The following is a 23,514-nucleotide window of genomic DNA, read 5'->3' as shown; positions in this document are numbered from 1 at the left end:
CGTTCAGCCGTCCTCCCGGGACTCCCAGACCAGCGCCAGCTCCACCCGGTTGTGGACACCGAGCTTCGCGTAGATCGAGCGCAGGTGGGTGTCGACGGTGTGGAACGAGACGAACAGGTCCCGGGCCGCCTCCCGCTTCGTCATGCCGACCGCGAGCAGTTCGGCCACCCGTACCTCGGCGGGTGTCAGCGCGGCCACGGCCGGACGGCGGGCCTCGTCGCCTGCCGGGCCGTCGTGCTCCCGTGTCCCGCCGGCACCCATCCGGGTGTACATCGCGTCGGCCTCGGCCAGCAGGTCGAACGTCTCGGCCGACGGCAGCCCGGGCGACCGCGCCAGGTCGTACAGCGCGTCGGCCAGGGCCGGCCGGGCGGAGGTGGTGCGCAGCAGCCGTACCGCCGCGCGCAGCGCCGCCGGATCGCCGGTCAGCAGCCCGTCGGCCTGGTGCGCCACCCCGCGCCAGAGCGCGTTGTTCGCCGTCCCGGCGGCCCGTTTCAGGTGGTCGGCGAGGGCCTCGGCCCGCTGCCGGTCGCCCAGTGCCAGCGCCGCGCGGAGCAGTCTCGGGCCGTGGTGCGGCACCAGCAGCAGGGGAGCCACCGAGCGGTCCGGCATGGCGAAGGCGGCGCGCAGCAGCGCGGCGTGCCGGCCCGGTTCCGGGTCGCCGGCGGCGGCGCAGCCGAGCCGGAACCACTGCATCTCGTCCGGCCAGCCCACGGCGGGGCGTTCCCCGGCGAGCAGTTCCCGGGCGGCGGCCACCTCACCCCGGCGCAGCAGCACCTCCACGACCGTGGCGAGCAGGTCCACCCGGGCCTGCGCCGGCAGGGCGCCACCGCGTCCGGTGAGCGCGAGACGGGCCCGGACCTCGGCCTCGGCCAGCTCACCGGTGGTCAGCCGCAGGACGCAGTCCAGCGCGGTCACCAGCGGCTGCGCCACCGCACCGAGCGTGTCGATCTCCGTGGCCGCGCTGTCGAGCGCGGTCGCCGCGTCGACGTACCGGCCGAGCGCGATCTGGTTCGCCACCCGGTCGACGCGCAGGAAGATCGCCTGGGTGCGGGCGGTGGGCTCGCCCGCGTCCACCTCCCGGAGGATCCGCGCGGCGTGGGGCAGGTCGCCGGTGGCGCTGGCCCGGGACGCGTGCGCCAGGGCCAGCCGGATGCCGCCGCCGGGGGAGGGGCTGCGTTCGTGGGCCCGCTCCGCCGCCGCCACCAGCTCGGCGGCGTCGGGGTGCCCGAACCGGGCCGCCTGCGACGCCAGCATGGTGAGCGTCCAGCTCCGCCCGGCCGCGTCCAGTTCCTGGTTGAGCGCCCGACCGAGGTACGTCAGGGACAGCGAGGGGCGCTGCGTCGCGTAGTAGGCGCCGAGCCGCCCGAGCAGCATCGCCCGCTGCCGTGGCCCGTACCTGTCGGCGGCGACCTCCCGGTGCAGCATGCGCAGCGTATGGTCCACCCGACCGGCCAGATAGAGGTTGTCGGCGACGTCGACCAGCCAGGCCAGGCGCTCGTCGGCCGGGCCGGGTGCCGGGGCGGCCAGCAGCAGGTCCGCGGCGAGGCTGGGTCCGACCGCCGGGTCGGCCGCCAGCCGCGTGGCGAGCGCCCGGGCGGACCGGCTCACCGCCGGAAGCACCCGGAGGAGCTGCCGGGCGGCCTGGGCCGGGCGTCCGGCGTCGGCGAGCACCTCGGCGGCCGTCTCGCGCAGCGCCTGGCGCACCGAGGCCGGCGTGTCCCGCAGGACGTCGTCGCGCAGCGCGATCGAGGCCAGTCGCAGCCCGGCCGCGGTGTCGACGAGGAACCCGCGCGCGATCAGCTCCTCCACCGTCGCGTCGATCGGCTCGTCCGGCGTGCTGCCGGTACGTTCGGCAACCGCTTCGAGGAACCACAGGCCGCAGGGGGCGTCCGCGACGGCGACGCCGCGCAGTACCCACCGCTGCGCGGTGGTGAGCGACGAGGGTACGCCGGTGTGCATCTTGGGGCGGTTGGTCAACGGTGTCTCGGGCAACTGGCTCACCTTCGCAGGTGCTGAGGTTCGACCCGTTCACCGCGAGGTTAGCCAGGTCACGACCTGCCCATCCCCGAATCGGGGGACAAAGGTGAAAGCGGTTCGCTCGCCCGGTACCTAGATCATCCGGCGCCGGACCCGCCACACCACCACACCGATCAGGACTGCCGCGACGGCGAGGAACATTGCCGCCTCGACGAGCTGGAACGTCCAGAACCGGTCGGCCGGGTGGTAGACGCCGAACTGCTGGATGCCCCGCGCGTGCAGGAACTGGTTGAGGTTGGTGCCAGCCCGGTTGGCGGCGTCCTCCAGCTCGTAGTACTCGACGCTGCTCAGCCGGCGCCCGGTGGCGTCCGCGTAGCCGCGTTCGATCACCCAGTCGGCGACGCCGGGCAGGTGCTCCGCCCGGTCCGTCGAACCGCCGGCGGGGACCGGCGCCGTGGCGGTGAGCGGTGTGGCGTACGCGGGACGGGCCAGCAGCGCCACAGCCATCCGGGTGGCGAGGAACGCGCCGAACGCGACGCCGAACGCGGGCAGGCTGCGCCGCAGGATCGCCCCCGCGGCGGTGGCGACGCCGAACGCGAACAGCGCGTACGCCACCGGGACGAGCCCTTCCAGGTCGAAGGCGTCGTACTGGAACCGCCCCTCCCACGCGTCGAACGGCTGACGGAACCAGGTGAGCACCGCGGTGAACATCCCGGTGAGCGCGACTGTGACGCCGGCCAGCGCCACGAGCTTGGCCGCCAGCCAGCGCATCCGCGGCACGGCCTGGGTCCAGGCGAGCTGCCAGGTGCCGTCCTCCAGTTCGCGCGCGAGCAGCGGCGCACCGAGGAACGCGCCGATGACGACGGGAACCAGGTAGAAGGCCGCCAGGAGGTTCTCGACGTACCCGTACTCGTCGTCGAGCCGGCGGAAGGAGGCGGCGCAGGCCTCGTCGACACCGGCTCCGCCGGCGCACCGGGCGGGACCGCCGGGGAACAGGTCGTGGGCCTGCGCCCCGAGCACGAGCAGGGCGACGCCGAACAGGCCGACGAGCAGACCCAGGACGCAGACCTCGGTCCGGTGCTGGCGCCAGATCAACCAGGTCATGCCGGCACCCCCGGCGTGACCGCGGCGCCCGGCTCGGACGGCCGGCGCAGGTACGCCAGCACCAGGTCCTCCAGCGCGACCGGCTGGGCCTGCCACCCGGGCGCGGCCGGGAGCCCGCCGTCGCGTACCAGCAGGGTCGTGTGCCGGTCGCTGTGGACGGCCTCCACGACGGCGCCGGCCCGGTCGAGGTCGTTCGCCGTGCGCGGGCCGACGAGCAGCCGGTGCTCGGCGAGGAGGGTGTCGATGTCACCGGCGAGCGTGACCCGGCCCTGGTTGAGCACGACCAGGTGGTCGCAGACGCGCTCCAGCTCGTGCACGACGTGGGAGGAGAACAGGACTGTCACCCCGCCCTCGGCCACCGCCCCCATGAGGACCTGCAGGAACTCGTGCCGGGCCAGCGGGTCGAGGCTGGCCACCGGCTCGTCGAGGACGAGCAGGTCCGGCCGCTTCGCCAGGGCCAGAGCCAACGCGACCTGGGCCTGCTGCCCGCCGGAGAGCGTGCCGGCCCTGCGGTCGAGCGGGATGCCCAGCTTCGCCAGCCGGCGCTCGGCCAGTGCCTGGTCGAACCGCCTGTTGCAGGCCCGGCCGAAGCGGAGCATCTCGGCGACGGTGAAGCGCTTGTACAGCGGGTGGTCCTGGGCCAGGAACCCGATCCGGGACAGCGTCTGCGGGGTGCTCGCAGTGACGTCCCGGCCGAGGACCTCCACCGTGCCGGTGCTCGGTGCCAGCAACCCGACGACCAGGCGCAGCAGCGTGGTCTTGCCCGCGCCGTTCGGCCCGACCAGGGCGATCACGCCGCCCGCCGGCAGGGCCAGGGTGCAGTCGCGCAGCGCCCAGCCCTTCCGGTACCGCTTGCCCACACCGTCGGTGCGCAGCGCGAACCCGGTCGCTGTCACGCCACGTCCTCGTTCCTCGTGTGCCGGCGGACGGAGGTGAAGAGCGCGTCGACTGCCTGCTCGTCGAGGCCGGCCGCGTAGGCGCGGCGCAACCAGGTCTCCAGGCCGCGGCGCAGCGACGTGTACGTCGACGCGGACATCGCGGCCGACTGCTGTTCGTTGACGAACGTGCCCTGGCCGGGCCGGCCGGTGACCAGGTTCTCCTGCTCCATCTGCCGGTACGCCTTGGCCACGGTGTTGGGGTTGATCGCCAGGTCCTCGACCACCTCGCGGATGAGCGGGAGGCGGTCGCCGGGCTGGAGGAAGCCCAGCAGCACCGCCTGGCGGACCTGCTGGACGAGCTGCAGGTACGGCGGCACGCCGGAGTGGGTGTCGAGCCGGAAGACGAACACGGTGCTCCTCACTGCTTTACTAGTAACGTAGTAAAGCGGTGGGTCGGTGGTCAAGGAGGCCGGCTCGCCCGGAAACGAAACGAGCCCGGCAGCCAAGGTGGCTGTCGGGCTCGTGAAGGTCTTTTGTTCTGGGTTCTTAGCAGGTGTGCCCCCGGCAGGATTCGAACCTGCGCTCCCGCCTCCGGAGGGCGGTACGAGCGCTGGTCGCACCCTGCCTTTGACCTGGGCAAGCGCTGGCAGGGGCGCGTAGGCGTGGGCGACTTTGGCACGCATATGGCACAGGAGCGGTGCACCTACGCACACGACACGCCTCTGTTCGTTAGGAGGACGCGGGTGGCCATGCACGTGTGTCAGGCTGTCAGGCCGAGGTGGGTTGAGGGATGGACGATATCGTGGCCAAAGAACCATTGATCAAGGCGTTCGGTGTGTCAGGCTACCGGAGCTTCCTGGTTCCACAATATTTCCAGCCGCTTGGAAGCGTTACCCTTCTCGCAGGGCAGAACAATGCCGGAAAGTCTAACGTTCTGCGTTTCGTTAACAAGTATCTCCGCAAGGATCCAGAGCCGTTCGAAGGGATCGACCGCCCCAGGCGAACATTGCCGCAGAATTGGAAGCCTCAACTGTATTTGGCAACGCCCCGACCCTCCACCGAGATTCTTGAGAGAGATTTTCGGTCTCCGAGCTACGGCACTCGCAGCAGCCCTGCGGATGTTTTAAAGAGGTTGATGGATAGCCCGCAACTCTCTGGACCCGGGGGGTTGCTATGGTTTCGATTTGAGAGTGTAGCCGATTCGAATGCCTATCGACAGCCAGGCGAGCCACTTAGGCACAAATGGCAAGTGCCGGCGGATCAGGTTAAAGAAATTGCGTCGACCTTCACACGGGACGACTTTAATGCGTTGCAACTGGCGGGAAACCTTCTCACTAAGCAGCAGTATTCGGGTGGCAATATACTAGAACAACCGGTGGGTGTGATCCTTTCCCACTTCGTGCCTAATCCGGATAAGTTGCCAACAGTGCGTTCAATAGAGGCATTCAGGCAGGTTCGACCAAGCGTGCATGGTGCCGAGCTTTTGGGTTATTTCAATGGTGTTGGACTAGTTGAACGGCTTGAGCAGCTAGAGCGGCCTGACCTGGATAACAGCGGTGACCGGAAGAAATTTGACCGGATCAACGAATTCGTTAAGTACATTCTCGACGATGCCAGCGCCGTTTTAAGTATTCCTCATGACGCCAAGACTATTCTCGTGGAGCGGAGTGGAGACCTGCTGCCCTTGGAGAGCTTGGGCACTGGCGTCCAGCAGGTGATCATGCTTGCGGCTGCCGCGACTTTGCTTGATCGGCAAATTGTTTGCATCGAGGAGCCAGAAGTCCACCTGCATCCACTTTTGCAGAGGCGACTCATCAAGTACCTGTCGCATGAGACTACGAATCAATACCTTATTGCTACCCACTCTGCGCACCTGTTGGACTATGATGCGGGACGCATCTTTCATCTGACGCATGGGCCCGAGGATGGAACGCGAGTGGAGGCGGCAGTAACTCCACACGAGATTGCCAGCCTGTGTGCCGATCTAGGCTACAGGCCTTCAGACCTGCTGCAAGCTAATTCCGTGATCTGGGTGGAGGGCCCCTCCGATCGAATCTACTTGCATCGCTGGCTGACCTTACTTGCACCTGATCTCGTCGAGGGTATTGATTATTCAATCATGTTTTATGGCGGCAGGCTTCTTCGTCATATAAGTCCCAAGGATCCGGCCAGCGGCGGGTTGGCGAGCGCGTCGCAGCAGGCCGAGATTGAAGAGTTCATCTCGTTGCGACGGCTAAACCGTCACCTTGTCGTCCTTATTGATAGTGACAAAACAAGCGCCCGCCAGCATCTAGACCCCACAAAGAAGCGAGTCGAAGAAGGGTTTAGTGAATCAAGCGGTCCGGGATTCGCGTGGATCACGAAGTGTTATACAATTGAAAATTATATAAGCCCTGAAATCCTACGCGAAGCCGTTCGTGCGGTCCATCCAAGGCTTCAGTTGGCTTCGCAGCTTGGGCAGTGGGACCAGCCGTTGAAGATGAAGACTAACTCGGTTCCGGACAAGGTGGCGATCGCGCACAGGGCGTGCAAGCGTATAGGAGTTAAGGATTTGGACCGCTTCGATCTTCGAGAGCAAGTCGAGCGGCTCATTTCAGTCATTGATAACGCAAACGGCAGAGCGCCGCGCTTTCCTCGCAGGCTTCGAGGTCGGAGCGTCGCTGACCACTAGCCCTCACCTCTCTTCATGTCGGCGATAGCCTATGCGACACGACTGGTTGTTAGGCCACGCTTCCCATACATCAGTGAGGATGTCGCTGAGCTTGGACCTTGCCGGCATCCACCCCAGAAGGGCTTGAGCGCGGCTGATGTCGGCAATCAGGTTTGGCGGCTCGGGCTTGGGTGGCTGGCGGTGGACGGTCACCCGAAGGCCGGTGATCTGCTCGGCGGTGGCCACCACGGTGGCCATGCTCGTTCCGATACCGGAGCCGAGGTTGATGGTCGGGCAGGTGCCGGGGGTGCAGGCAGCCAGACTCTGCCGGATGGCAGTGGCGACGTCGGCGACGTGGACGAAGTCTCGGACTGCTGATCCGTCGCCGTTGAGGGTGACGTGGTCGAGCTGGCCGCTGATCGCACGGAAGACGTTCGGGATGATCCGTGCGCGGTCGGTGTCGGTGACCCCGTCGACGGCTCCGGCGATGTTAAAGGGCCGAACGATGATCGCTCCGACTGCCCCGGTCGCCGTGTAGGCGGCGACCATGTGCTCGGCGGCGACCTTCGAAGCCGCGTATGGGCTCTCGGGGTGCGGGGGGAGGTCTTCGGAGAGCGCGCCTTGGTGCTGCGATCCGTAGACGATGTTGGTGGAGGCGAAAACCAGGGCGACGGGGTCGGTGGTCGTCCGCGCGGTGTCGAGAGCCATGAGCAGGTTCAGGGTGCCGGTCTCGTTGACGTCGAAGTAGCTCAGCGGGTCGGCGAACGAGTCCCGGCCGCTGGTCAACGCAGCCAGATGAACGACTCCCTCATATCCGCCGTCCTTGAAGATCTGGGCGACCCGGGCGCGGTCTCGGATGTCTCCCGTCACGATCGCGACATCAGCGGGTGGGTTGCGGTCCCCGCGACCCCGGCTCATGACGGTGACCCGGTGTCCGGCGGTGAGTAGGTCACGGGCGACGGCGCGGCCGAGAAATCCGAGGCCACCGGTTATCAGCACGTGCACGTCAGCCTCTCCCCAGGATCGTGCGGCGGTGCTCCCACGCGAGCTGGATGCAGCCGGCTGCCGCCGGAGCTAGCCGCCCGCTGGCGGTCAGTTCGTCGATGGTGTGGCGGGTGAATGGCAGTGCCGATGTGGGCCGTACCCGCCCGGTCTTTACCACGGTTCCCTCGTCGTTGGCGCTGACCATATCGGCGAATAGGCGGTCATAGGTAGGGCCATCGAACACGGCCACGGTCAAGATTTCGCCCCAGAGAGTGAGCGCGTCGAGCGCGACGCCGAGGCAGAAGACTCGTATCCCACCCGCCGCGTAGGCGCGTTGGAAGCTTGCCAGCGGCTCTGCGGTGTAATCCGCCGGCTCACCGTCACCACCGTGTTCGGCCGTGCCCAGAAATTCCTCGCTGTACTCCCGCATCATGTTGCGCCACAGATCGAAGTCCGCCGCCAAGGCCGCCGGTAGGACGCTCGACGGCTGGAAAACCCCCGCCGGCATGATGTGCAGCATTCCCCCAGCCACGGCTACGTTGCCGGCCGCCCGGTTGTGCAGCACGAAGGACACCCCGTCTTCGTCCACCCGCAGGGTGAGTGTGTCGGTTGACGGTGCCGTCGGCCGACGGCTCGGCGTGAACGGGTCACCGACAAGCCGCCGAAAGCCCAGGTTCCGCCAGGACGCTGGCAGGACGCCGCTTCCGTCGCCCGCAACGTGGTACATCGCCATCTCGTGCGCGAGCGCCTCTGAGACGTCGACACCACCGAAGTACGTGCCGGTGGTGAAGGTGAGTGCTTGGTCGGGCTGGCTCCAGTCGACTCCCGCGAGATGCCAGGCGAGCCGGTTCTCAAAGAGCCGGGGCTGTTCGACGTCCCGCAGAGCGAGGCTGTAGCGCTGGTGGCGCCGTCCGTCCGACGCCAACGGCCGTACGCAGGCCGACGCGTCTTCGGTACCGGTGACGGCAGGGGTGGTCCCTTCTGGCGCGAGGCCGATGCCGAACTGCGTCAACTCGATGGGGGTCGACGGCAGCCATTCCGGTGGCGCGATCAGGCCAGTGTCGCCTACCCGGTCCTTCGCGTCGTAGAGCCGCGCTGCCTCCCGCGCGAGCTGCACCCGGTGGATGTTCAACTTCCGGCGGACAGCCCGCCACTCTTCCTGGCTTTCCTCGGCGTGCGGGTGAGACTCGGATTCCTGGTGGATCGCGAAACCTCCGGAGTCGTTCTCGGGATTACCGCGTTGCTGCGGCGTGACGCGCTGCCGCGTCAGGCCAAGATCCTGCACCGATACGCCGAAGTGCTCGGCAAGAAGCTGCCGGTAGAGCGCCGACGGGAACGTGATTCCCCGCTCCCACCTGCTCACCTGGTTGGCGGTGACGGCCAGTCGCTTCCCGCGCCCCGCCCCAAGGTGATTGAGCCCGTCCGCCACGTCCTGCTGAGTTTCACCCGCAGCGTCGCGGAGGTTGTAGAGCGCGAAATTCGGGGTGGCATCTCTGGCGCGAGCAGGCATAGCCGCCCTCCTTTGCTGGCATAGGCACCGGGCCGCGCACCACCCCGTGCCTAGTTGGTGCCTAGTGAACGGCGCTTACTCGCCTGGTGAACGGCGTTTGGATGCGCGTCCGGAACTGGTGTCCTTGTCGCCATGACCGACATCGACCGCGATCCGCTCAACAGCATCCGCGAGCCGCCGCACTTCGGCGTGGAGCTGATCCAGCCGCGCGAGCACCAAGGAGGAACTGTCCGCCCGTTCTGCCTTCCCGCTGCCGCCCGGGGGGGTGGCCCCGGTCAGTACGGCGCGGAGGTAGTCGTTCGGCCAGCCGAGAGCCTCAGAGATCGCGGCGAGCGTCCGCGCGGACCGCTTGCGAGTCGCGGTCGCGTATTGCAGCTCACGCAGGGTCGCAACCGACACCTTCGATCGCTCGGCCAACTCCTGCTGGGTCATCGGCAACTCGGTCATCCGGCTGTTCATGGCACTGGCTACCGCCTGCCAATCCTCCACCGACTGCCTCCCTGTCTGACTGCCTGATCCGCTGATCCTAGTTCCTCCACCCTCGTTGACACCGCACAACATCAGCGCTAATTTTAGCGCTGAAATCAGCTACGCCGGTTGGTCCCGGGGAAGGCAGCGCTTCGCGGCGCTGCGCGCCCACGAGCCACCCGCGCACTTGGTCATTGAGAACTGAACAGCAGAAGCGCCGCGTAGATCCGTCTGCGGCATCCCCGCCTTGAGCCACACGGTGGCCGACCTCGGTAGATCCCGAGCGAGCAGGGCGAGCGGGCCGGATCCGGCGCGCGGCATGGACTTCTGCCTCTTGATCTCTGTTCGTCCCGGGGTGCGGCCGGTCTGGTCGCACCCCGGGCTCCCCGACTACAGCGACTCTCCCGGAGGTTTCCCGTGAGGAAGCACCTTGCCCCCGTGGCCGCCGAGCCGACCGCCGCCGACCTGGCCGCGATCGAGACGGAGTGGCCGCTGATCGCCGCCGAGCTGGACGTGCTCGACGCCGAGATCACGATGCTCTACGCCGAGGACCACGGCGGCCCCTCGCCGCTGGACTGGCGGCGGTTGCGCCGGGCCGAGGCCCGCGTCACCCGCGCCGCTGCCGACCTGACCGCCCACCCCACCCCGCACCGCGCGGCCTGATGTCCCGCATCCGCGCCGCCTTCCACGATCCGGACGGAGCGCGGTACGGCATCCCCACCTTCTGGTGGAAGGGTGCCCCGCCTGGCTACGCCACCCGCCGCCAACTCCGCTCTGCCGGGCTGCGGCCCGGTGGTCAGCCGATCGCCGCTCAAGTGCTGTGGCGCGGCGTCGGCGGCACCCGCGCCGCCTACCTCTACCGGGTCGACCTGGCCCGGCCGAAGCGCACCGCCACCCCCGCCCAACTCCGCGCGGTCCGCGCCGCGCTGCTCGCCCGCCGTACCTGCCCGACCTGCCGGCACGTCCGGCCCTACTACATCCCGCGCTCGCTGGGTGAATGCCTCGCGTGCGCCTATCCGTTGGAGGACGCAGCATGACCGCCCCCACGATCAACGGCACCCGCTACCCGCAGCCCATCGAAGACCTGTTGCCCGCCGCCCGAGGGCTGGACCTGCCCGAGGGGCAGCGGTTCCCGTCCCGGAACCGGCTGATGCGCGAGTTCCGCATCGGCGCGCCGAAGGCCGGTGAACTCCTGGCCCTGCTCAAGTCCGAGCCCACCGCCCCGTCGGCCGACAGCACCGCCCCGGACGCCACGGACTCGGCCGACGTACCGACCGTGCCCGAGCCCGCGCCGCCGGTCGAGCCGGACCCGACGCCCGTTCCGGAGATCACGCCGCCGGAGCGGGACGCCGAGGCCACGCCGGTCGGTCGCCCGGACACGCCCACCCCGCCCTCCCCGGCCGCGCCGGTGCGTTCGGCGGTGGTGTGGCCGGTGGTGCTGCTGGCGCTTCCGGCGTTCGTGGCGATCTGGTCCGGGTGGGTCGGACTCGGCGGACTCACCGGCTTCGGCGTGGTTCACCCGCTGCCGGGGATCTGGGACAGCTTCTCCATCAACTCCGCGATCACCCTGCCGATCGGGGTGGAGACCTACGGCGCGTACGCGCTCTACGTGTGGCTGTCCGGCCGCGTACCGCAGCGGGCACGCCGCTTCGCGAAGTGGTCCGCGATCGCCTCACTCCTGGTCGGCGCGCTCGGCCAGGTCGCCTACCACCTGTTGGAAGCCGCCGGGGTCACCTCGGCCCCGTGGTGGATCACCACCGCCGTGGCCTGCCTCCCGGTGGCAGTGCTCGGCATGGGCGCCGCTCTGGCCCACCTGGTCCGCACCCACGACTAGCGCCGCCCGGCGGCACGGCCCCTGGCCTGGAAACCGATGCCGTGCCGCCGGTTCTCCACCCCTCAGCCAATTGACCTCAAGGAGAGACCATCCATGTTCGCAGACCCGACCGGCGCGCGTGCTGCCGTGTTCGCCGCCGTGTTCGCCGCTCTCTACGTCGCGCATCAGGTCGCCGATCACTGGGTGCAGACCCAGTGGCAGGCCGACTGCAAGAGCGAGCCCGGGTGGCTCGGCCGCCTGGCCTGCGCCGCGCACGTGGCCACCTACACCTTCACCGCCGCCGTCACCCTGACCACCGTCGTTCTGGCGACCGGGCTGCGCCTGGACCTGTGGGGCGTCGGGGTCGGGCTGGCGGTGTCGGCGGTGTCGCACTACATCGCCGACCGGCGTACCCCGCTGCGCCGCCTGGCCGAGGTGCTCGGCAAAGACCCGCACTGGCTGACCCGAGGCGGCGGCATGTACGCCCTCGACCAGTCCTGGCACTACGGCTTCCTGTTCATCGCCGCCCTGTTCTGCGCCGCCTAACCCCGCCCCCGCCGACAGTCACCCCGCGAAGGAGACACCCCCGAATGGCACGCATCTCGATCGGCCGGTCCACCGGCCGCATCACCACTGGCACCTCGACGCTGTGGTGCCCGCCCTGCGGCAACGACAGCAACTGGCGGGACATCACCGCCGACGACCGGCGCACCTACGCCACCTGCGGTGACTGCGGCAACCGCGTCTCCGTCAAGAACTAGCCCGCGCGCCCGGCGGCACGGCCCTGGCCTCGCAAACCGCGCCGTGCCGCCGGACCCCACCGATCCATGACCGGAGGAACCCTCATCATGACTGCCCCCGATGACGACCGTTTCGACTGGCACGCCGCCGAGCGTGATCTGACCGACCCCACCACCACCGGGCCGGATGCGGAGGTGGTCGACCTGGACGACGCCCGCGCCCGCCGCATCCCCCGGCCGCGTCCCCCGGCCGACGACGACGGCCCGGACGACGCCGACGACGCGGAGAGCGTGGACGACGGGCCGGACCGCGACGGCGGCCCGGTCGACACCGCCGACGACATCCCCCGTGAGGTGCTGGCCCGGCAGCGGGACCGCCGGCCGATCCTCGCCGACTGGGCCAGGTCGTGGCGTGCCCTGCGGGCCGCCGTGCGGCATCAGGTCAAGGACGCCGGTTACGTGACCGCCTACCACGCGGTGCGCCTGCCGAAGTACGCGGTGAAGACGGCCGTGTACGCGCCGCTGGGCCTGTTCCGGGGTGTCGGGCGGGCGCTGCACTGGGCCAGCGCCGAGGAAGGCAACTGGCACCTGCGGCAGGCTGCCGCCTCCCGGGGCGACGCGGACACGTGGATGAAGCTCGACGCCCGCCGCCAGCGGCAGACGGTGTGGCGGTGGTGGGTACTCGCCGCCGGTGCTGGTGCCACTGTGGCCGGCGCGATCGTGCTGGCGCTCGGCCCGGCGTGGTGGCGTTACGCCGCGCTGCTGGTGGTGGTGCCGCTGCTGGCCACGCTCGGCCGCCCGGCGGACAAGCCGCTCACCGACCGGGTGACCGAGGGCACCCGCTACCGCAAGCTCACCGCCGACCTCGTGCGCCGGGCGCTCACGTCGCTGCAAATGAGCGGCATCAACTCCGCGGTCGCCAAAGACCCCAAGGCCATCAGCTTCCCGGTCGACATCCACCGCGACGGCCCCGGCCACCTCGCGGTGGTCGACCTCCCGTACGGGGTGGAGGCCGCCGAGGTGGTCGCCCGGCGCGGGAAGCTCGCGTCGGCCATGCGCCTGCCCCTCGATCAGGTGTGGCCCGAGCCCGCACCCGGCCACACAGGCCGCCTCGCCCTGTGGGTCGGCTACGAACCGGCGTCGCAGATGAAGCAACCCCCGTGGCCGCTGCTGTCCGCTGGCGCGAAGGTGGACGTGTTCAAGGCGTTCCCGTTCGCCACCACCCCTCGTCTCGACACCGTGGCGGTGGATCTGATGTTCCGGAACTTCCTGTTCGGTGGTCAGCCCGGTTCCGGGAAGACGTTCGCGTTGCGGGATCTGATCCTGGCCGCTGCCCTCGACCCGCGCGCCGAGATCCGAGGCTACGAGTTGAAGGGTGTCGGGGACTTCGCCGTCCTTGAGCCGGTGATGGCCGAGTACGGCAACGGTTTCGATGACGACACCCTCGCCCGCTGCTTCGGCTTTATCGAGTGGCTGTACGAGGAGTGCCGCCGCCGCTCCAAGCGCATCGAGCACTACGCCCGCCTCGGCAAGGCCCCGGAAAACAAGGTCACCCCGGAACTGGCGTCGCTCAAGGGGTCCGGGCTGCACCCCCTCGTCGCGTGGTTCGATGAGCTGCAAGAGCTGATGACCAGCAAGTACGGCAAGGACGCAGGCGAACTCCTGGAAAAGGTCATCAAGCTCGGCCGGGCGCTCGGCGTGATCATCATGATCGGCACGCAGATCCCCGACAAGGACAGCCTGCCCACCGGCATCACCCGCAACGTCAACAGCCGCTTCTGCCTGTCCGTCGCGGACCAGACCGCAAACGACATGATCCTCGGAACGTCGGCCTACAAGAACGGCTACCGCGCCACCGTGTTCCAGCCGGTCATTGAGGCGGGGTGGGGCATCCTGCGGGGGTTCGGGCCGAAGGCGTCGGCGGTGCGCTCGTTCTACGTCGACACCACCGCCGCCGCCCGCATCGTCACCCGCGCCGTCGCCCTGCGCCAGACCGCCGGCACGCTACCCAAGCCGGACGAGCAGACCCGCGACATCGCGCCCGTGGCCGACGTACTCGGCGACCTGGCCCGCGTGTGGCCGGGCAACGACAAGGCCGCCTGGAACGAGACCCTGTGCGGCCTGCTGGCCGAGCTGCGGCCCGACGTGTACGGGGGTTGGGAGGCGGCGCAGCTCACCACCGCGCTCAAGCCCCACCCCCTGATCAAGGTCGGCGACGTGGGCCGCCGGATCGACGGCAAGCCGGTGACCCGGCGTGGCATCAAGCACGCCGACCTCCTGGCCGCGATTGCGGAGCGTGACCGCAAGCGGTCCGCCGGATAACCCGTCGCGGGGGTGCTAGCGCTAGCGGCCCGTGCTGCTAGCGCTAGCACCCCCGCTAGCACCCGATCCGAATCATGAGCTGCCCGCTAGTAGCTAGCAGCTCACGGCCGCTCACACCCAAAAACCGGCCCGGGAGGCACTTGTGGACCCCCTGCTCACCCTCGCTAGCGTCACCGCCGCCATCCTCACCCTGATCACGCTCGGTTACGCCGCGCTGTGCTGGGTCATCCCCTTCACAACCTGCAAACGATGCGCCGGCACCGGCCACACCACCACCCGCATCCTCCACCGACCCCGCGCCTGCCGCCGCTGCGACCGAGGCATGCGACTACGCCTCGGACGGCGCATCTACAACGTCCTCCACCGCCTGCGCGCCGAGGCCCACCGATGAACCGCCGCAACGCTCACACCAACTGGTGCGGGCGGGACCACCGCTGCGGCCTCGGCGAACACCGCTCCGACGAAATCGTGGTCGACATCCCCGGCCACGCCCGCGCCGTCCTCGTACGCGTCCGGACCACCACCGGGCGGGAACACGCCGAGGTGCGCGTCAGGGTGGCACTCGCCCCGGGCGAGGTGGCCGCGCGGCGGCAGTTGGTCGGGCTGCTCGGCGACCTGCGCGAGGCCGTCACCCGCGCCGCCATCACCGCACGGCCCCGGCCGAGGCGGGCCGCGCGGTGACCGGCAGACAGTGGCTCGCCGCGTCCACGATCCTCGGCCGACCGGTCACCGACGACGAGCCCTACCCGCACATCTGCCGCCGGATGCTGGCCGCCGCCGACGCCCTGAGCGGTCGGCCGGTCTACCTCCTGCCACGTAACTGCGCCGCCTGCGCACAGGAGCGCCACGAACGCACCCACCGGCAGCCCGATCCGGCGGGCGGGGTGCTGATCGACCTCGGCAGCGCCCGCTCTCGCCGCCGTGCCGCCTGATTCTTCGACCTTTAGAAGGGAGGCCCTTGTGTCCCGTCCTGATCTTCTGGCCGCCGCGCTGGCGTGTGCCGCGCGTGGCTGGCATGTGTTCCCGCTACGTCCCGACCGCCCGAACCCCGCTGACGCGGATGAGGCGAAGCGCCCGGCGTTCCCGGCCCGCTGCACTGCCGAGCGCTGCGACCTGACCGACTCGCGCTGCCGGGCCGCCAGCCGTCACATTGGGTGGGAGGAACGCGCCACCACTGACCCCGAGCGGATTCGGCGGGCGTGGTCGATGCGCCCGTACGGGGTGGGTGTCGCGTGCGGCCCGTCCGGTCTGGTGGTGGTCGACCTGGACCTGCGCAAGCCCGGACAGACCATGCCGCCCGGCCAGGAGGGATGCCCCCACGGGCTGCGAACGCTCGCCGCACTGGCCGCCGCACACGCCACGATCGACCCGACCTACACCGTGACCACCGGGCGGGGCGGCACCCACCTGTACTACCGGCACCCCGACACCGGCCCGGCGCTGCGCAACACCGCCGGAACGCTCGGCCCGATGGTCGACACCCGCGCCCACGGCGGCTACGTCGTCGCTGCTGGCTCCACCGTGGCCGGTCGCCCATACGTGGTGGCGCTGGACTGCGAGCCCGCGCCGCTGCCCGCGTGGCTGGCCGGACTGCTCACTGTGCCGGCGCAGCCCGCGTATCGGCCGACCGCGGTTGCCTTGCCGCCGGACCGGCGCGGCCGGTACGTCGCTGCCGCGATCCGCCGTCAGGTCGCTCACCTCACCGCCGCCACCGAAGGCGGCCGGAACGCCGCGCTGTTCGCGTCGGCGGTGGCCCTCGGGCAGCTCGCCGCCGGGGGCGCGATCACCGACGCGGACGTGTACGCCGTCTTGGAGCCCGCCGCGCTGTCGACCGGGCTGCGCCACGGGGAAATCGCCCGCACGATCGCGTCCGGGCTGCGCGTCGGCGCACGCCAGCCGCGCCGCCTGAGCAACACGGGGAGGGCAGCATGAACGGCACGCGGTTGCAGGTCGGCACCGGCCCGGAAACCATCCGGACCCTCAAAGCCGCCCTGACCGGCGGGTTGCTGCCCGACACGTACGTGTCGGCCGGGCAGCTGGTGCACATGGAAGCCGTCTCGGGTGACCTCGCGCCAGCCGCCGATGAGGACTCACCGCTGCCGGTGTCCGCCAGCGTGGTCACCCCGGCTGGGCTGGCCGGGCTGCTCGCCGAGCACGCCTACGTCTACCGGGTGAAGACCCGCAAGGGCGACGGCGGTGACCCGGAGATGTACGAAGAGGAAGTCACCCCGCCCCGGGACACGCTGTCATCCGTCCTAGCAGGGAAAACGTGGCCGGGGGTGGCGCCGCTGCGCGGGATCATCGGCGCACCCGTCCTGCGGCGTGACGGCACCCTGTTGCAGCAACCCGGCTACGACAAGGCCACCGGCCTCTACCTGGCAACCCGGGTGGCGCTGCCGCCCGTGCCCGACGAGCCCACCGCCGAGCAGGTCGCCGCGGCGCGCACGTTCCTGCTCGGCCGGTTCCTGCGCGACTTCCCCTGGGCCAGCGCCGCCGATCGGGCTAACTACGTGGCGCTGCTGGCCACGCCGATCCTGCGGCACTTCACCCGATCCCTGACCCCGTTCGCGCTCATCGACGCGACCATGCCCTCATCCGGCAAGACGATCCTCACTGCCGGACCGGGGATGCTCTACGGACAGCGCGTCATGAACTGGGCCTACTCCGACGAGGAACTCCGCAAGTCCATCACCGCCGTGTTCGCCGAACAGGTCGGCGTGGTCATCTGGGACAACCTCGCCGAGGGCACCGTCATCGACTCCGCCGTGCTCGCCCAGCTCGTCACCAACGGCGTGTGGTCCGACCGGCAGCTCGGCGCGTCGCGGAACATCGCCACCGTCAACGACCGGCTGTGGATGGCCACCGGCAACAACCTGCAAGTCGGCGGAGACATGGCCTCCCGCACCGTCCGGGTGCACCTCGACCCGGACATGCCCCGCCCCGAACTACGCGACCAGACCGGATTCGGCATTCCACACCTTGACCAGTGGATCACCGCTCCCGCGAATCAGCTCACCGTGCTGTGGCACCTCCTGGTGCTGGTGCTCGGCTGGACCCGGCAGGGAGCACACCGGGCCGCCGGGCTGTCGATGCGGCAGTTCACCCCGTGGGCGCAAGCCCTCGGCGGATTCCTGGCCCACCACGGCATCGACGGCTTCCTCACCAACGCCGCCGAGGTACGGGAAATCGATGAAGACGAAACGCGCTGGCGCGCGTTCCTCACCACCTGGCACGACCGCCACGCCGGTCGCCCTATGACCGCCGCTGACCTGCGCCGCGACGCAGAACCAATGCACCTCGGCAGCGACGAACACGACCCCTGGGACGGGCAATTCATCACCACCCACAACGGCCGCCTACCCAACCCCCTGCAACTCGGCCGGCTGCTCACCGGCCAAGCCGGACGCTGGCGCGGCGATCACGTCATCCGCGCCGGGAAGAACGAACGCGGCGACCGGGCCGTCTTCTGGGTCGAACGCCACCACGGCTGAAACCCGCTGAACCATCTCCGCATCTCCGCAACGCCGCACCAACCCGCCACCACCAGGGAAAACAGCCTGCGGAGATCAAACCATCAGGAATCATCGATCTCCGCATCTCCGCACGATCTTGCGGAGATCACGGTCTCTTGCGGAGATCCCCCTCAGTGGAACTCCGCATCTCCGCAAGCATTCGCCCAGCTCACAGCCATGTTTGCGGAGATGCGGAGATGCGGAGATGGTTCAGCCCCTCCCACAACGAGCCTCAATCGACCGCAACCCATCGACGTAGACCGGCCCGCTGAGAGCCACACAGACGGATCTGCCCTATGCCTTACACCAACTCTGTTCGGATCTCGCGTCTCCGTCGCTCTCAGCGGGCCGCCCTGCGCCGCTCTGCCGCACCGCCACCCACACCCTCCACGCCCGACCCGCACCGACCGAAAGGCGCTCACCGTGCGAATCAGGCTGCACGGCACACCCGCTGAAACAGCCGCAGCGCTCACCGCCATCGCCCAAGTGCTGCACATCCAGCAGGTCAGCCGCCCCTACCCCGACCGCCGCTCCCAGATGTTCCAGCGCATCTACCTCCACGCCACCCCGAGGGAGGACACCCGCCCATGACTGTCCCGAAGCGGCCGGAGCGGGGGACGACTCGCACCGCTCGTCACCTCACCATCGCCGATGTTTGCGACGACCTCGGAATTAGCCGGTCAACCTTCTACGACTGGCGAGCAAAGCGAAAGGGGCCACCGGCCCGCAAGCTGCCGAACGGCGAGATTCGGATCGAACGCCGCGACTACGAATCCTGGCTTGAATCGCTCTATGAGGAGGCTGCTTGAACACCACCTACGAAGTGCGTATCTGGTCAATCGAAACATACGAAGGGCAGAGGGGCTGCACCTATCGCGTCCGCTGGCGCGTGGCCGAGCGGCGACAGAAGCAGGTCTTCAAGACAAAGGCTCTCGCGGAGGGCTTCCGCTCCGAGCTGGTCACCGCGTCCCGCAAGGGTGAGGCGTTCGATATCGAAACAGGCTATCCGATCTCAATGCGCCGTGACACCGCCGTCATGTCCTGGTACGACCTGGCTTGCGCTTTCGCCGACATGAAATGGCCGCACGTGGCCGCCACGACCAGGCGTACACACGCGGAAGCCCTGACGGCGCTAACGGTGCTCCTGCTGACCAACGCGAGGGGTCGCCCAGACGGCAAAGTGCTCCGCTACGCCCTCAGCCGCTGGGCCTTCAACACCCCGCGCCGCACGGCCGACAACGTGCCCGACCAGGTGCGGAAGACGCTCGATTGGGTGCGGCGGAACACCCGTGACGTGGCAAGCCTCAGCCGCGCCGAAGTGCTGCGCCCGGTGTTGGACGGCCTCACCGTTCGACTCGACGGAGCGCCGGCCGCCCCGAGCGTCATCAGCCGACGCCGGAAGATATTCAACACCGCGATCGAATACGCGGTGGAGAGGCGACTCTTGCCGGCAAACCCGCTTCCAAAGCTGAAATGGAAGCCACCGAGAACCGTCTCCACCATCGACCGGCGCTCGGTCGCTAACCCGGTGCAGGTGCGAACCCTGTTGGAAGGGGTGCGAGAGCAGGGCCGTATCGGTCCGCGCATGGTGGCTTTCTACGCCTGCCTGTACTACGCCGCACTCCGCCCGGAGGAAGCCGTGCGCCTCGCCAAACCGAACCTACACCTGCCCGATAAAGGTTGGGGGGAATTCACCCTTGACGGTGCCGATCCGCACGCCGGTCGTGAATGGACCGACAGCGGAAAGAACCGCGACAGCCGACAACTCAAGCAGCGAGCACGAGGGGAGACGCGAACGGTTCCCTGTCCGCCCGAGCTGACCGCGATCATTCACGCGCACGTCGGGCTGTTCGGCTACGGGCCGAACGGTCGCCTGTTCGTGGGGGAGCGCAACAAGGAGGAACTTCCCAAGGGCACGATCAACCGTGTGTGGCGGTGGGCGCGGGCCGCCGTGTTCACGCCCGAGGTGCATGCCTCGCCGCTGGCCCGTACCCCGTACGACCTGCGGCACGCTGCCGTGTCGACCTGGCTCAACGGGGGAGTGCCGCCGACGCAGGTGGCCGAGTGGGCGGGGCAGTCCGTGGAGGTGCTGCTCAGGATCTATGCCAAGTGCCTTGACGGCGGTGACGCGGCTCTCCGGCAGCGCATCGAAAGAGCGCTCGGGCACGGCTGAGGGCACCCGCGTTCCGTGGCACGCATTTGGCACAGATGCCCGCCACGGGCCGGTGACGGCCGGACATGACCGGACACATGATGAAGGCCCCTGACCGGGTTTCGCCTGGTCAGGGGCCTTTTCGTGCTGTTCATGGAAGGTGCCCCCGGCAGGATTCGAACCTGCGCTCCCGCCTCCGGAGGGCGGTGCTCTATCCCCTGAGCTACGGGGGCTCAGCGACCCGAGAAGAGTAGCAAACCCCCTCCCGGATCACCGAATCGGTACCCCCGCGAGTCGATCTTCGTCGGATCAGGCCGCGGCGACGGCGCGACCGCAGCTCGGCAGCGGGTGCAGCACGACCCGGCGGGGCAGCCGGCGGGGCCACTCGTTGCGCGGCCACGAGCCGTCCACGATCAGGTGCACGGTGCGCTCCTCGGCGCCGCTGAGCCGCAGCACGAAGTCCCGGGGCAGCGGCGGGTCCACCGACGGCGTGGTCACCATGAACCGCACCCGTCCCCGCGAGGACACCGCCGAGACCACGTCGGCGGCGGGCATGGTGCCGCGCAGACGTACCCGGCCGATCCAGTAGACCTCCGCGGCGTGCTCCTGGGCCGCCCGCGTGATCGCCGGGTACTCGCTGCGTACCCAGCGCTCGACCGCGCCGACGCACAGGCCGCAGGCCCGCTCGCGCGGCTCGCGCGGCCCCAGACCCCAGGCCCGGAGGTACGCCCCGACGGTGCCGGCCTCCATCGCCAGGCCGAATCGGCGCTCGATGAGGGTGGTCAGGCTCTGCCGTGTCCAGAGCTCCTCGTCGAGGCCGAACTCGTCGGGGTGGACCCCCCGGAGCACGTCGATGAGTTCGAGTTCCTGTTCGCGGCTGAGCGTTCCCGGCTCGCCCTGCCGCAGTCCGCGACGGACGGCTGCCACCGCTCCGTCACCGCCGATGGTGTGGCGTCGGCACCAGCTGGTCACCGACCGCCCTGCGTCTCTGAGTGCAACCCCCACGTCTTGGGCAACGAGCCCGAATCGCAACTGGTCACGATATGTGGGTAGAAAACTCTCCAACCTCCACAATGACCCGTTAACCCCAAACCGTTACAAACACCCAAACCGGAACATACTATCCCTGATCACCCAACCCTCGCGTGGGCCACACCGCCCCACTCGACCGCCTCGCCCGCCCGAACGCCTCATCCGTTGCTGATCGACTCCACTCCGCCGAAGTGGCTGCATCGCACCCACCCCGACCCCCACCACCTCCCCGAGCTGGTGTCGATCAAGCATCGAACCGCAGGCGCGGGTACGCGAGGTGGGCGGGAATGCCACTGTCGGGCCGACCCCTCGGGCTGCCACCTGACCCTCGACACGGCCGCCCGTCCCGTCCCGCCCCACTCGACCGCCTCTCCCGCCCGAACGCCTCATCCGTTGCTGATCGACTTCACTTCGCCGAAGTGGCTGCATCGCACCCACCCCGACCCCGCCACCTCCCCGAGCTGGTGTCGATCAAGAGTGGGGATAACCCCACCTCCCCGAGCTGGTGTCGAGCGAGCGCGGAACCGGAAGCGCGCACGCGCGAGGCGGCGAGGATGCCCTGTCGGGCTGACCCCGGGCCGCCCTTGCCCCCCTGCTCCCGCGATCTTGCACTTGCGGACCTCCCATAACGGGGCGAATCCGGCAGCGCTGAGGCAGTAAGTGCAAGATCGCCGGGGCCGGGGCCGGGGCCGGGGCCGGGGCCGGGGCCGGGGGTGGGGGTGGGGGTGGGGGTGGGGACGGGGGAGGCCCGGTGCCCCTGGGAAGGGGACCGGGCCTCGGGATCGTGCGGGGCGGCGGGTGTTACGGGGTGCCGCCCAGGCGCTTCAGGGCGGCGTTCAGGTTTGTCAGGTCGTTCTGCTGGGTGTTCTTCATGATCTGGGCGACCGCCAGCACGTCGTCGTCGCCCCCCTCGTCGAGGATGCCGTCGATCATGTGCACCCCGCCGATGTGGTGGCGGATCATCATCTGGAGGAAGAGCACGTCGAACTCGCGGCCGCTCGCCGCGCGCAGCTTCGCCATCTCCTCCGGCGTCGCCATGCCCGGCATCAGGCCGTTCTTGATCAGCCCGCCGCCGTCCTTCATCCACGCCATCGGCGCCTGCTCGCCGGTCGGGTCCAGCTTCCAGGACCGCAGCCAGGTCTGCATCGTGCCGATCTCGCCCTGCTGGCCGGTGGCGATGTCCACGCCGACCTGGCGTACCTCCGGGTCCTGGCCCTGGCTGAACGCCAGCAGACCCATCGCCACGGCCTGGTTGTGGTGGGCGGTCATGTCCCGGGCGAAGCCGGCCTCCGCCGAGTTCTCACCCGGACGGGTGAGCGTCGGCGTGAGCAGGCCGCCCGCGTACCCGAGGACCAGCCCGACCACGAGGGCGGCGGCCACCGCCAGCAGGCCGTAGCGGCGCACCGCGCCCCGGCCGCCCTGGTCGGCGGCCGGAGCCTCGTCCAGTTCGCTGTCGGTGGTCACCGGAGCGGTCATCGCGGCGTCCTCACTGGGTGGGCTGCTGGGGCATGGTGTTCTGCAGGTTGTCGCGCGGGGCGGTGCCGGTGGCGGTGACGCCCTGGTCGCAGAGCGCGTTCGGGCCCTCGATGGAGGCGTTCACCCGCAGGGTCTTGATGAAGTCGTCGATCCGGCTGTCGTCGGCGTTGTCGACCTTGAGCTGGTAGCCCCAGGCCTGGAGCGAGATCGGCTTGTCCAGCCCCTCGAACGGGCTGAGCATCGTCTTCTCCTTGCCCTGCACCTTGCTGCGGAGCTTCTCCACCTGGTCGGCGGGCAGGTCCGGGCGGTAGGTGATCCACACCGTGCCGTGCTCCAGGCTGTGCACCGCGTGCTCGTTGGCGATCGGGGCGTCGTAGACGTCACCCATGCAGTTCTGCCAGGCCTGGTTGTGCGGGCCACCGACCGGCGGGAGGACGTCGTACTTGATCGCGCCGGGCTGGTGGTTGCCGCCCTTGACCAGGTCCTTGTCCTTCGCGCGGTAGTCGACGATGCCGTCGATCGCCTCGGCCCGCTTCTGCCACGGCTGGCCGCCCTGGTAGACCGCCCAGGCGCCGACACCGATGATGCCCACGGCCAGGACGCCGACCGCGACGAAGAGGGCGATCGGGCCCCACGAACGGCCCTGGCTCACCTTCACCGGGGCGACCGGCTTGCGGCCCTTGCCCCCGGCGCCCTGCCGTGGCGTGCCCTTGCCGCCCCCGGCCTTGCCCGAGCCGGCCTTCGCGGCGGGCTTGTCGGCAGCCGAGGGCCGGCCGGCGGCCGGCTTCTTGCCGGTGCTGACCACGGTGGGACGGCGCTCCGGGCCGCCCGGGGTGCTGATGCTCATCGTGCCTCGTCAGGTCGGTCGGTCAGGGGAGCGCGGGGCCGGTTCACAT

At 69.5% G+C, this 23,514-nt stretch carries 25 protein-coding genes and 2 tRNA genes; 15 read left to right on the top strand and 12 right to left on the bottom strand.

The features are described from left to right. Window positions 1-3 precede the first annotated feature (3 nt). The 5 genes from O7611_RS23275 to O7611_RS23255 all read right to left on the bottom strand — a co-directional run bounded on the left by O7611_RS23275 (window position 4) and on the right by O7611_RS23255 (window position 4,613). The gene (locus O7611_RS23275; RefSeq protein WP_269697585.1) at window positions 4-2,001 is read right to left on the bottom strand and encodes a helix-turn-helix domain-containing protein; all 1,998 of its coding nucleotides are present in this window, start codon (window positions 1,999-2,001) and stop codon (window positions 4-6) included. 108 nt (window positions 2,002-2,109) lie between these two features. Next, entirely contained in the window at window positions 2,110-3,081 is a 972-nt protein-coding gene (locus O7611_RS23270; protein WP_194800561.1) for an ABC transporter permease subunit, read from the bottom strand. Further along, window positions 3,078-3,977 (bottom strand): ABC transporter ATP-binding protein, encoded by a 900-nt coding sequence (locus tag O7611_RS23265; protein WP_269697584.1) that lies wholly within the window; start codon window positions 3,975-3,977, stop codon window positions 3,078-3,080. Before O7611_RS23265 ends, O7611_RS23270 begins: the two co-directional genes overlap by 4 nt. After that, the gene (locus O7611_RS23260; protein ID WP_262013998.1) at window positions 3,974-4,369 is read right to left on the bottom strand and encodes a GntR family transcriptional regulator; all 396 of its coding nucleotides are present in this window, start codon (window positions 4,367-4,369) and stop codon (window positions 3,974-3,976) included. Before O7611_RS23260 ends, O7611_RS23265 begins: the two co-directional genes overlap by 4 nt. Window positions 4,370-4,515: 146 nt before the next feature. Further along, window positions 4,516-4,613: transfer RNA gene (locus tag O7611_RS23255), tRNA-Arg, on the bottom strand. A gap of 136 nt (window positions 4,614-4,749) precedes the next feature. Here O7611_RS23255 and O7611_RS23250 point away from each other — a divergent pair. Further along, window positions 4,750-6,630, top strand: coding sequence for an AAA family ATPase (locus O7611_RS23250; RefSeq protein ID WP_269697583.1), 1,881 nt, complete (start codon window positions 4,750-4,752; stop codon window positions 6,628-6,630). Window positions 6,631-6,633: 3 nt separating this feature from the next. Here the strand turns inward: O7611_RS23250 and O7611_RS23245 are convergent, their stop codons facing one another. The 3 genes from O7611_RS23245 to O7611_RS23235 all read right to left on the bottom strand — a co-directional run bounded on the left by O7611_RS23245 (window position 6,634) and on the right by O7611_RS23235 (window position 9,592). Continuing rightward, on the bottom strand, window positions 6,634-7,614 hold the full coding sequence (locus O7611_RS23245; protein WP_269697582.1) for an NAD-dependent epimerase/dehydratase family protein: 981 nt from the start codon (window positions 7,612-7,614) through the stop codon (window positions 6,634-6,636). A gap of 1 nt (window position 7,615) precedes the next feature. Next, entirely contained in the window at window positions 7,616-9,103 is a 1,488-nt protein-coding gene (locus O7611_RS23240) for a helix-turn-helix domain-containing protein (RefSeq protein WP_269697581.1), read from the bottom strand. Window positions 9,104-9,178: 75 nt separating this feature from the next. Next, a complete protein-coding gene (locus tag O7611_RS23235; protein ID WP_269697580.1) occupies window positions 9,179-9,592 on the bottom strand; it encodes a helix-turn-helix domain-containing protein in 414 nt (137 codons plus the stop codon). A 396-nt stretch (window positions 9,593-9,988) separates the two neighbouring features. Here O7611_RS23235 and O7611_RS23230 point away from each other — a divergent pair, with 396 nt between their 5' ends. The 14 genes from O7611_RS23230 to O7611_RS23165 all read left to right on the top strand — a co-directional run bounded on the left by O7611_RS23230 (window position 9,989) and on the right by O7611_RS23165 (window position 20,131). After that, the gene (locus O7611_RS23230; RefSeq protein WP_269697579.1) at window positions 9,989-10,234 is read left to right on the top strand and encodes a DUF6284 family protein; all 246 of its coding nucleotides are present in this window, start codon (window positions 9,989-9,991) and stop codon (window positions 10,232-10,234) included. Further along, a complete protein-coding gene (locus O7611_RS23225) occupies window positions 10,234-10,608 on the top strand; it encodes an RRQRL motif-containing zinc-binding protein (protein WP_269697578.1) in 375 nt (124 codons plus the stop codon). The genes O7611_RS23230 and O7611_RS23225 overlap by 1 nt, the downstream gene beginning before the upstream one ends. Beyond that, on the top strand, window positions 10,605-11,405 hold the full coding sequence (locus O7611_RS23220; protein WP_269697577.1) for an ABC transporter permease: 801 nt from the start codon (window positions 10,605-10,607) through the stop codon (window positions 11,403-11,405). The genes O7611_RS23225 and O7611_RS23220 overlap by 4 nt, the downstream gene beginning before the upstream one ends. Before the next feature lie 93 nt (window positions 11,406-11,498). Next, complete coding sequence (locus O7611_RS23215; RefSeq protein WP_269697576.1) at window positions 11,499-11,930, top strand: helix-turn-helix domain-containing protein; 432 nt, start codon at window positions 11,499-11,501, stop codon at window positions 11,928-11,930. A 44-nt stretch (window positions 11,931-11,974) separates the two neighbouring features. After that, window positions 11,975-12,145 (top strand): hypothetical protein, encoded by a 171-nt coding sequence (locus O7611_RS23210; protein WP_013475338.1) that lies wholly within the window; start codon window positions 11,975-11,977, stop codon window positions 12,143-12,145. A gap of 87 nt (window positions 12,146-12,232) precedes the next feature. Continuing rightward, window positions 12,233-14,446 (top strand): cell division protein FtsK, encoded by a 2,214-nt coding sequence (locus O7611_RS23205; RefSeq protein ID WP_269697575.1) that lies wholly within the window; start codon window positions 12,233-12,235, stop codon window positions 14,444-14,446. Window positions 14,447-14,588: 142 nt separating this feature from the next. Next, on the top strand, window positions 14,589-14,837 hold the full coding sequence (locus O7611_RS23200; RefSeq protein ID WP_269697574.1) for a hypothetical protein: 249 nt from the start codon (window positions 14,589-14,591) through the stop codon (window positions 14,835-14,837). Continuing rightward, window positions 14,834-15,127 carry a hypothetical protein gene (locus O7611_RS23195; protein ID WP_269697573.1) on the top strand — a complete coding sequence of 98 codons (294 nt, stop codon included), beginning with the start codon at window positions 14,834-14,836 and terminating at the stop codon, window positions 15,125-15,127. Before O7611_RS23200 ends, O7611_RS23195 begins: the two co-directional genes overlap by 4 nt. Continuing rightward, a complete protein-coding gene (locus O7611_RS23190; RefSeq protein ID WP_269697572.1) occupies window positions 15,124-15,378 on the top strand; it encodes a hypothetical protein in 255 nt (84 codons plus the stop codon). Before O7611_RS23195 ends, O7611_RS23190 begins: the two co-directional genes overlap by 4 nt. Window positions 15,379-15,406: 28 nt before the next feature. Beyond that, window positions 15,407-16,378 carry a bifunctional DNA primase/polymerase gene (locus O7611_RS23185; protein WP_269697571.1) on the top strand — a complete coding sequence of 324 codons (972 nt, stop codon included), beginning with the start codon at window positions 15,407-15,409 and terminating at the stop codon, window positions 16,376-16,378. Continuing rightward, the gene (locus O7611_RS23180; protein ID WP_269697570.1) at window positions 16,375-17,937 is read left to right on the top strand and encodes a hypothetical protein; all 1,563 of its coding nucleotides are present in this window, start codon (window positions 16,375-16,377) and stop codon (window positions 17,935-17,937) included. The genes O7611_RS23185 and O7611_RS23180 overlap by 4 nt, the downstream gene beginning before the upstream one ends. Before the next feature lie 444 nt (window positions 17,938-18,381). Next, complete coding sequence (locus O7611_RS23175) at window positions 18,382-18,549, top strand: hypothetical protein (protein ID WP_269697569.1); 168 nt, start codon at window positions 18,382-18,384, stop codon at window positions 18,547-18,549. Further along, a complete protein-coding gene (locus O7611_RS23170) occupies window positions 18,546-18,767 on the top strand; it encodes a helix-turn-helix transcriptional regulator (protein ID WP_013475345.1) in 222 nt (73 codons plus the stop codon). Before O7611_RS23175 ends, O7611_RS23170 begins: the two co-directional genes overlap by 4 nt. Further along, window positions 18,764-20,131, top strand: a complete 1,368-nt coding sequence (locus tag O7611_RS23165) for a tyrosine-type recombinase/integrase (RefSeq protein ID WP_269697568.1) — start codon at window positions 18,764-18,766, stop codon at window positions 20,129-20,131. The genes O7611_RS23170 and O7611_RS23165 overlap by 4 nt, the downstream gene beginning before the upstream one ends. 140 nt (window positions 20,132-20,271) lie before the next feature. Here O7611_RS23165 and O7611_RS23160 read toward each other — a convergent pair. The 4 genes from O7611_RS23160 to O7611_RS23145 form a co-directional block, all read right to left on the bottom strand. Beyond that, window positions 20,272-20,343 (bottom strand) — tRNA-Arg (locus tag O7611_RS23160). A gap of 76 nt (window positions 20,344-20,419) precedes the next feature. Beyond that, window positions 20,420-21,115, bottom strand: coding sequence for a winged helix-turn-helix domain-containing protein (locus O7611_RS23155; RefSeq protein ID WP_194800563.1), 696 nt, complete (start codon window positions 21,113-21,115; stop codon window positions 20,420-20,422). Window positions 21,116-21,943: 828 nt separating this feature from the next. Beyond that, window positions 21,944-22,618 carry a DUF305 domain-containing protein gene (locus O7611_RS23150; RefSeq protein WP_194800564.1) on the bottom strand — a complete coding sequence of 225 codons (675 nt, stop codon included), beginning with the start codon at window positions 22,616-22,618 and terminating at the stop codon, window positions 21,944-21,946. Between the two features lie 10 nt (window positions 22,619-22,628). After that, window positions 22,629-23,465 (bottom strand): DUF3105 domain-containing protein, encoded by an 837-nt coding sequence (locus tag O7611_RS23145; RefSeq protein ID WP_194800565.1) that lies wholly within the window; start codon window positions 23,463-23,465, stop codon window positions 22,629-22,631. Window positions 23,466-23,514 lie beyond the last annotated feature (49 nt).

Source organism: Micromonospora sp. WMMC273, from assembly GCF_027460285.1.
Classification (GTDB): domain Bacteria; phylum Actinomycetota; class Actinomycetes; order Mycobacteriales; family Micromonosporaceae; genus Micromonospora; species Micromonospora aurantiaca.
This window is presented reverse-complemented; position numbering and strand designations above follow the sequence as displayed.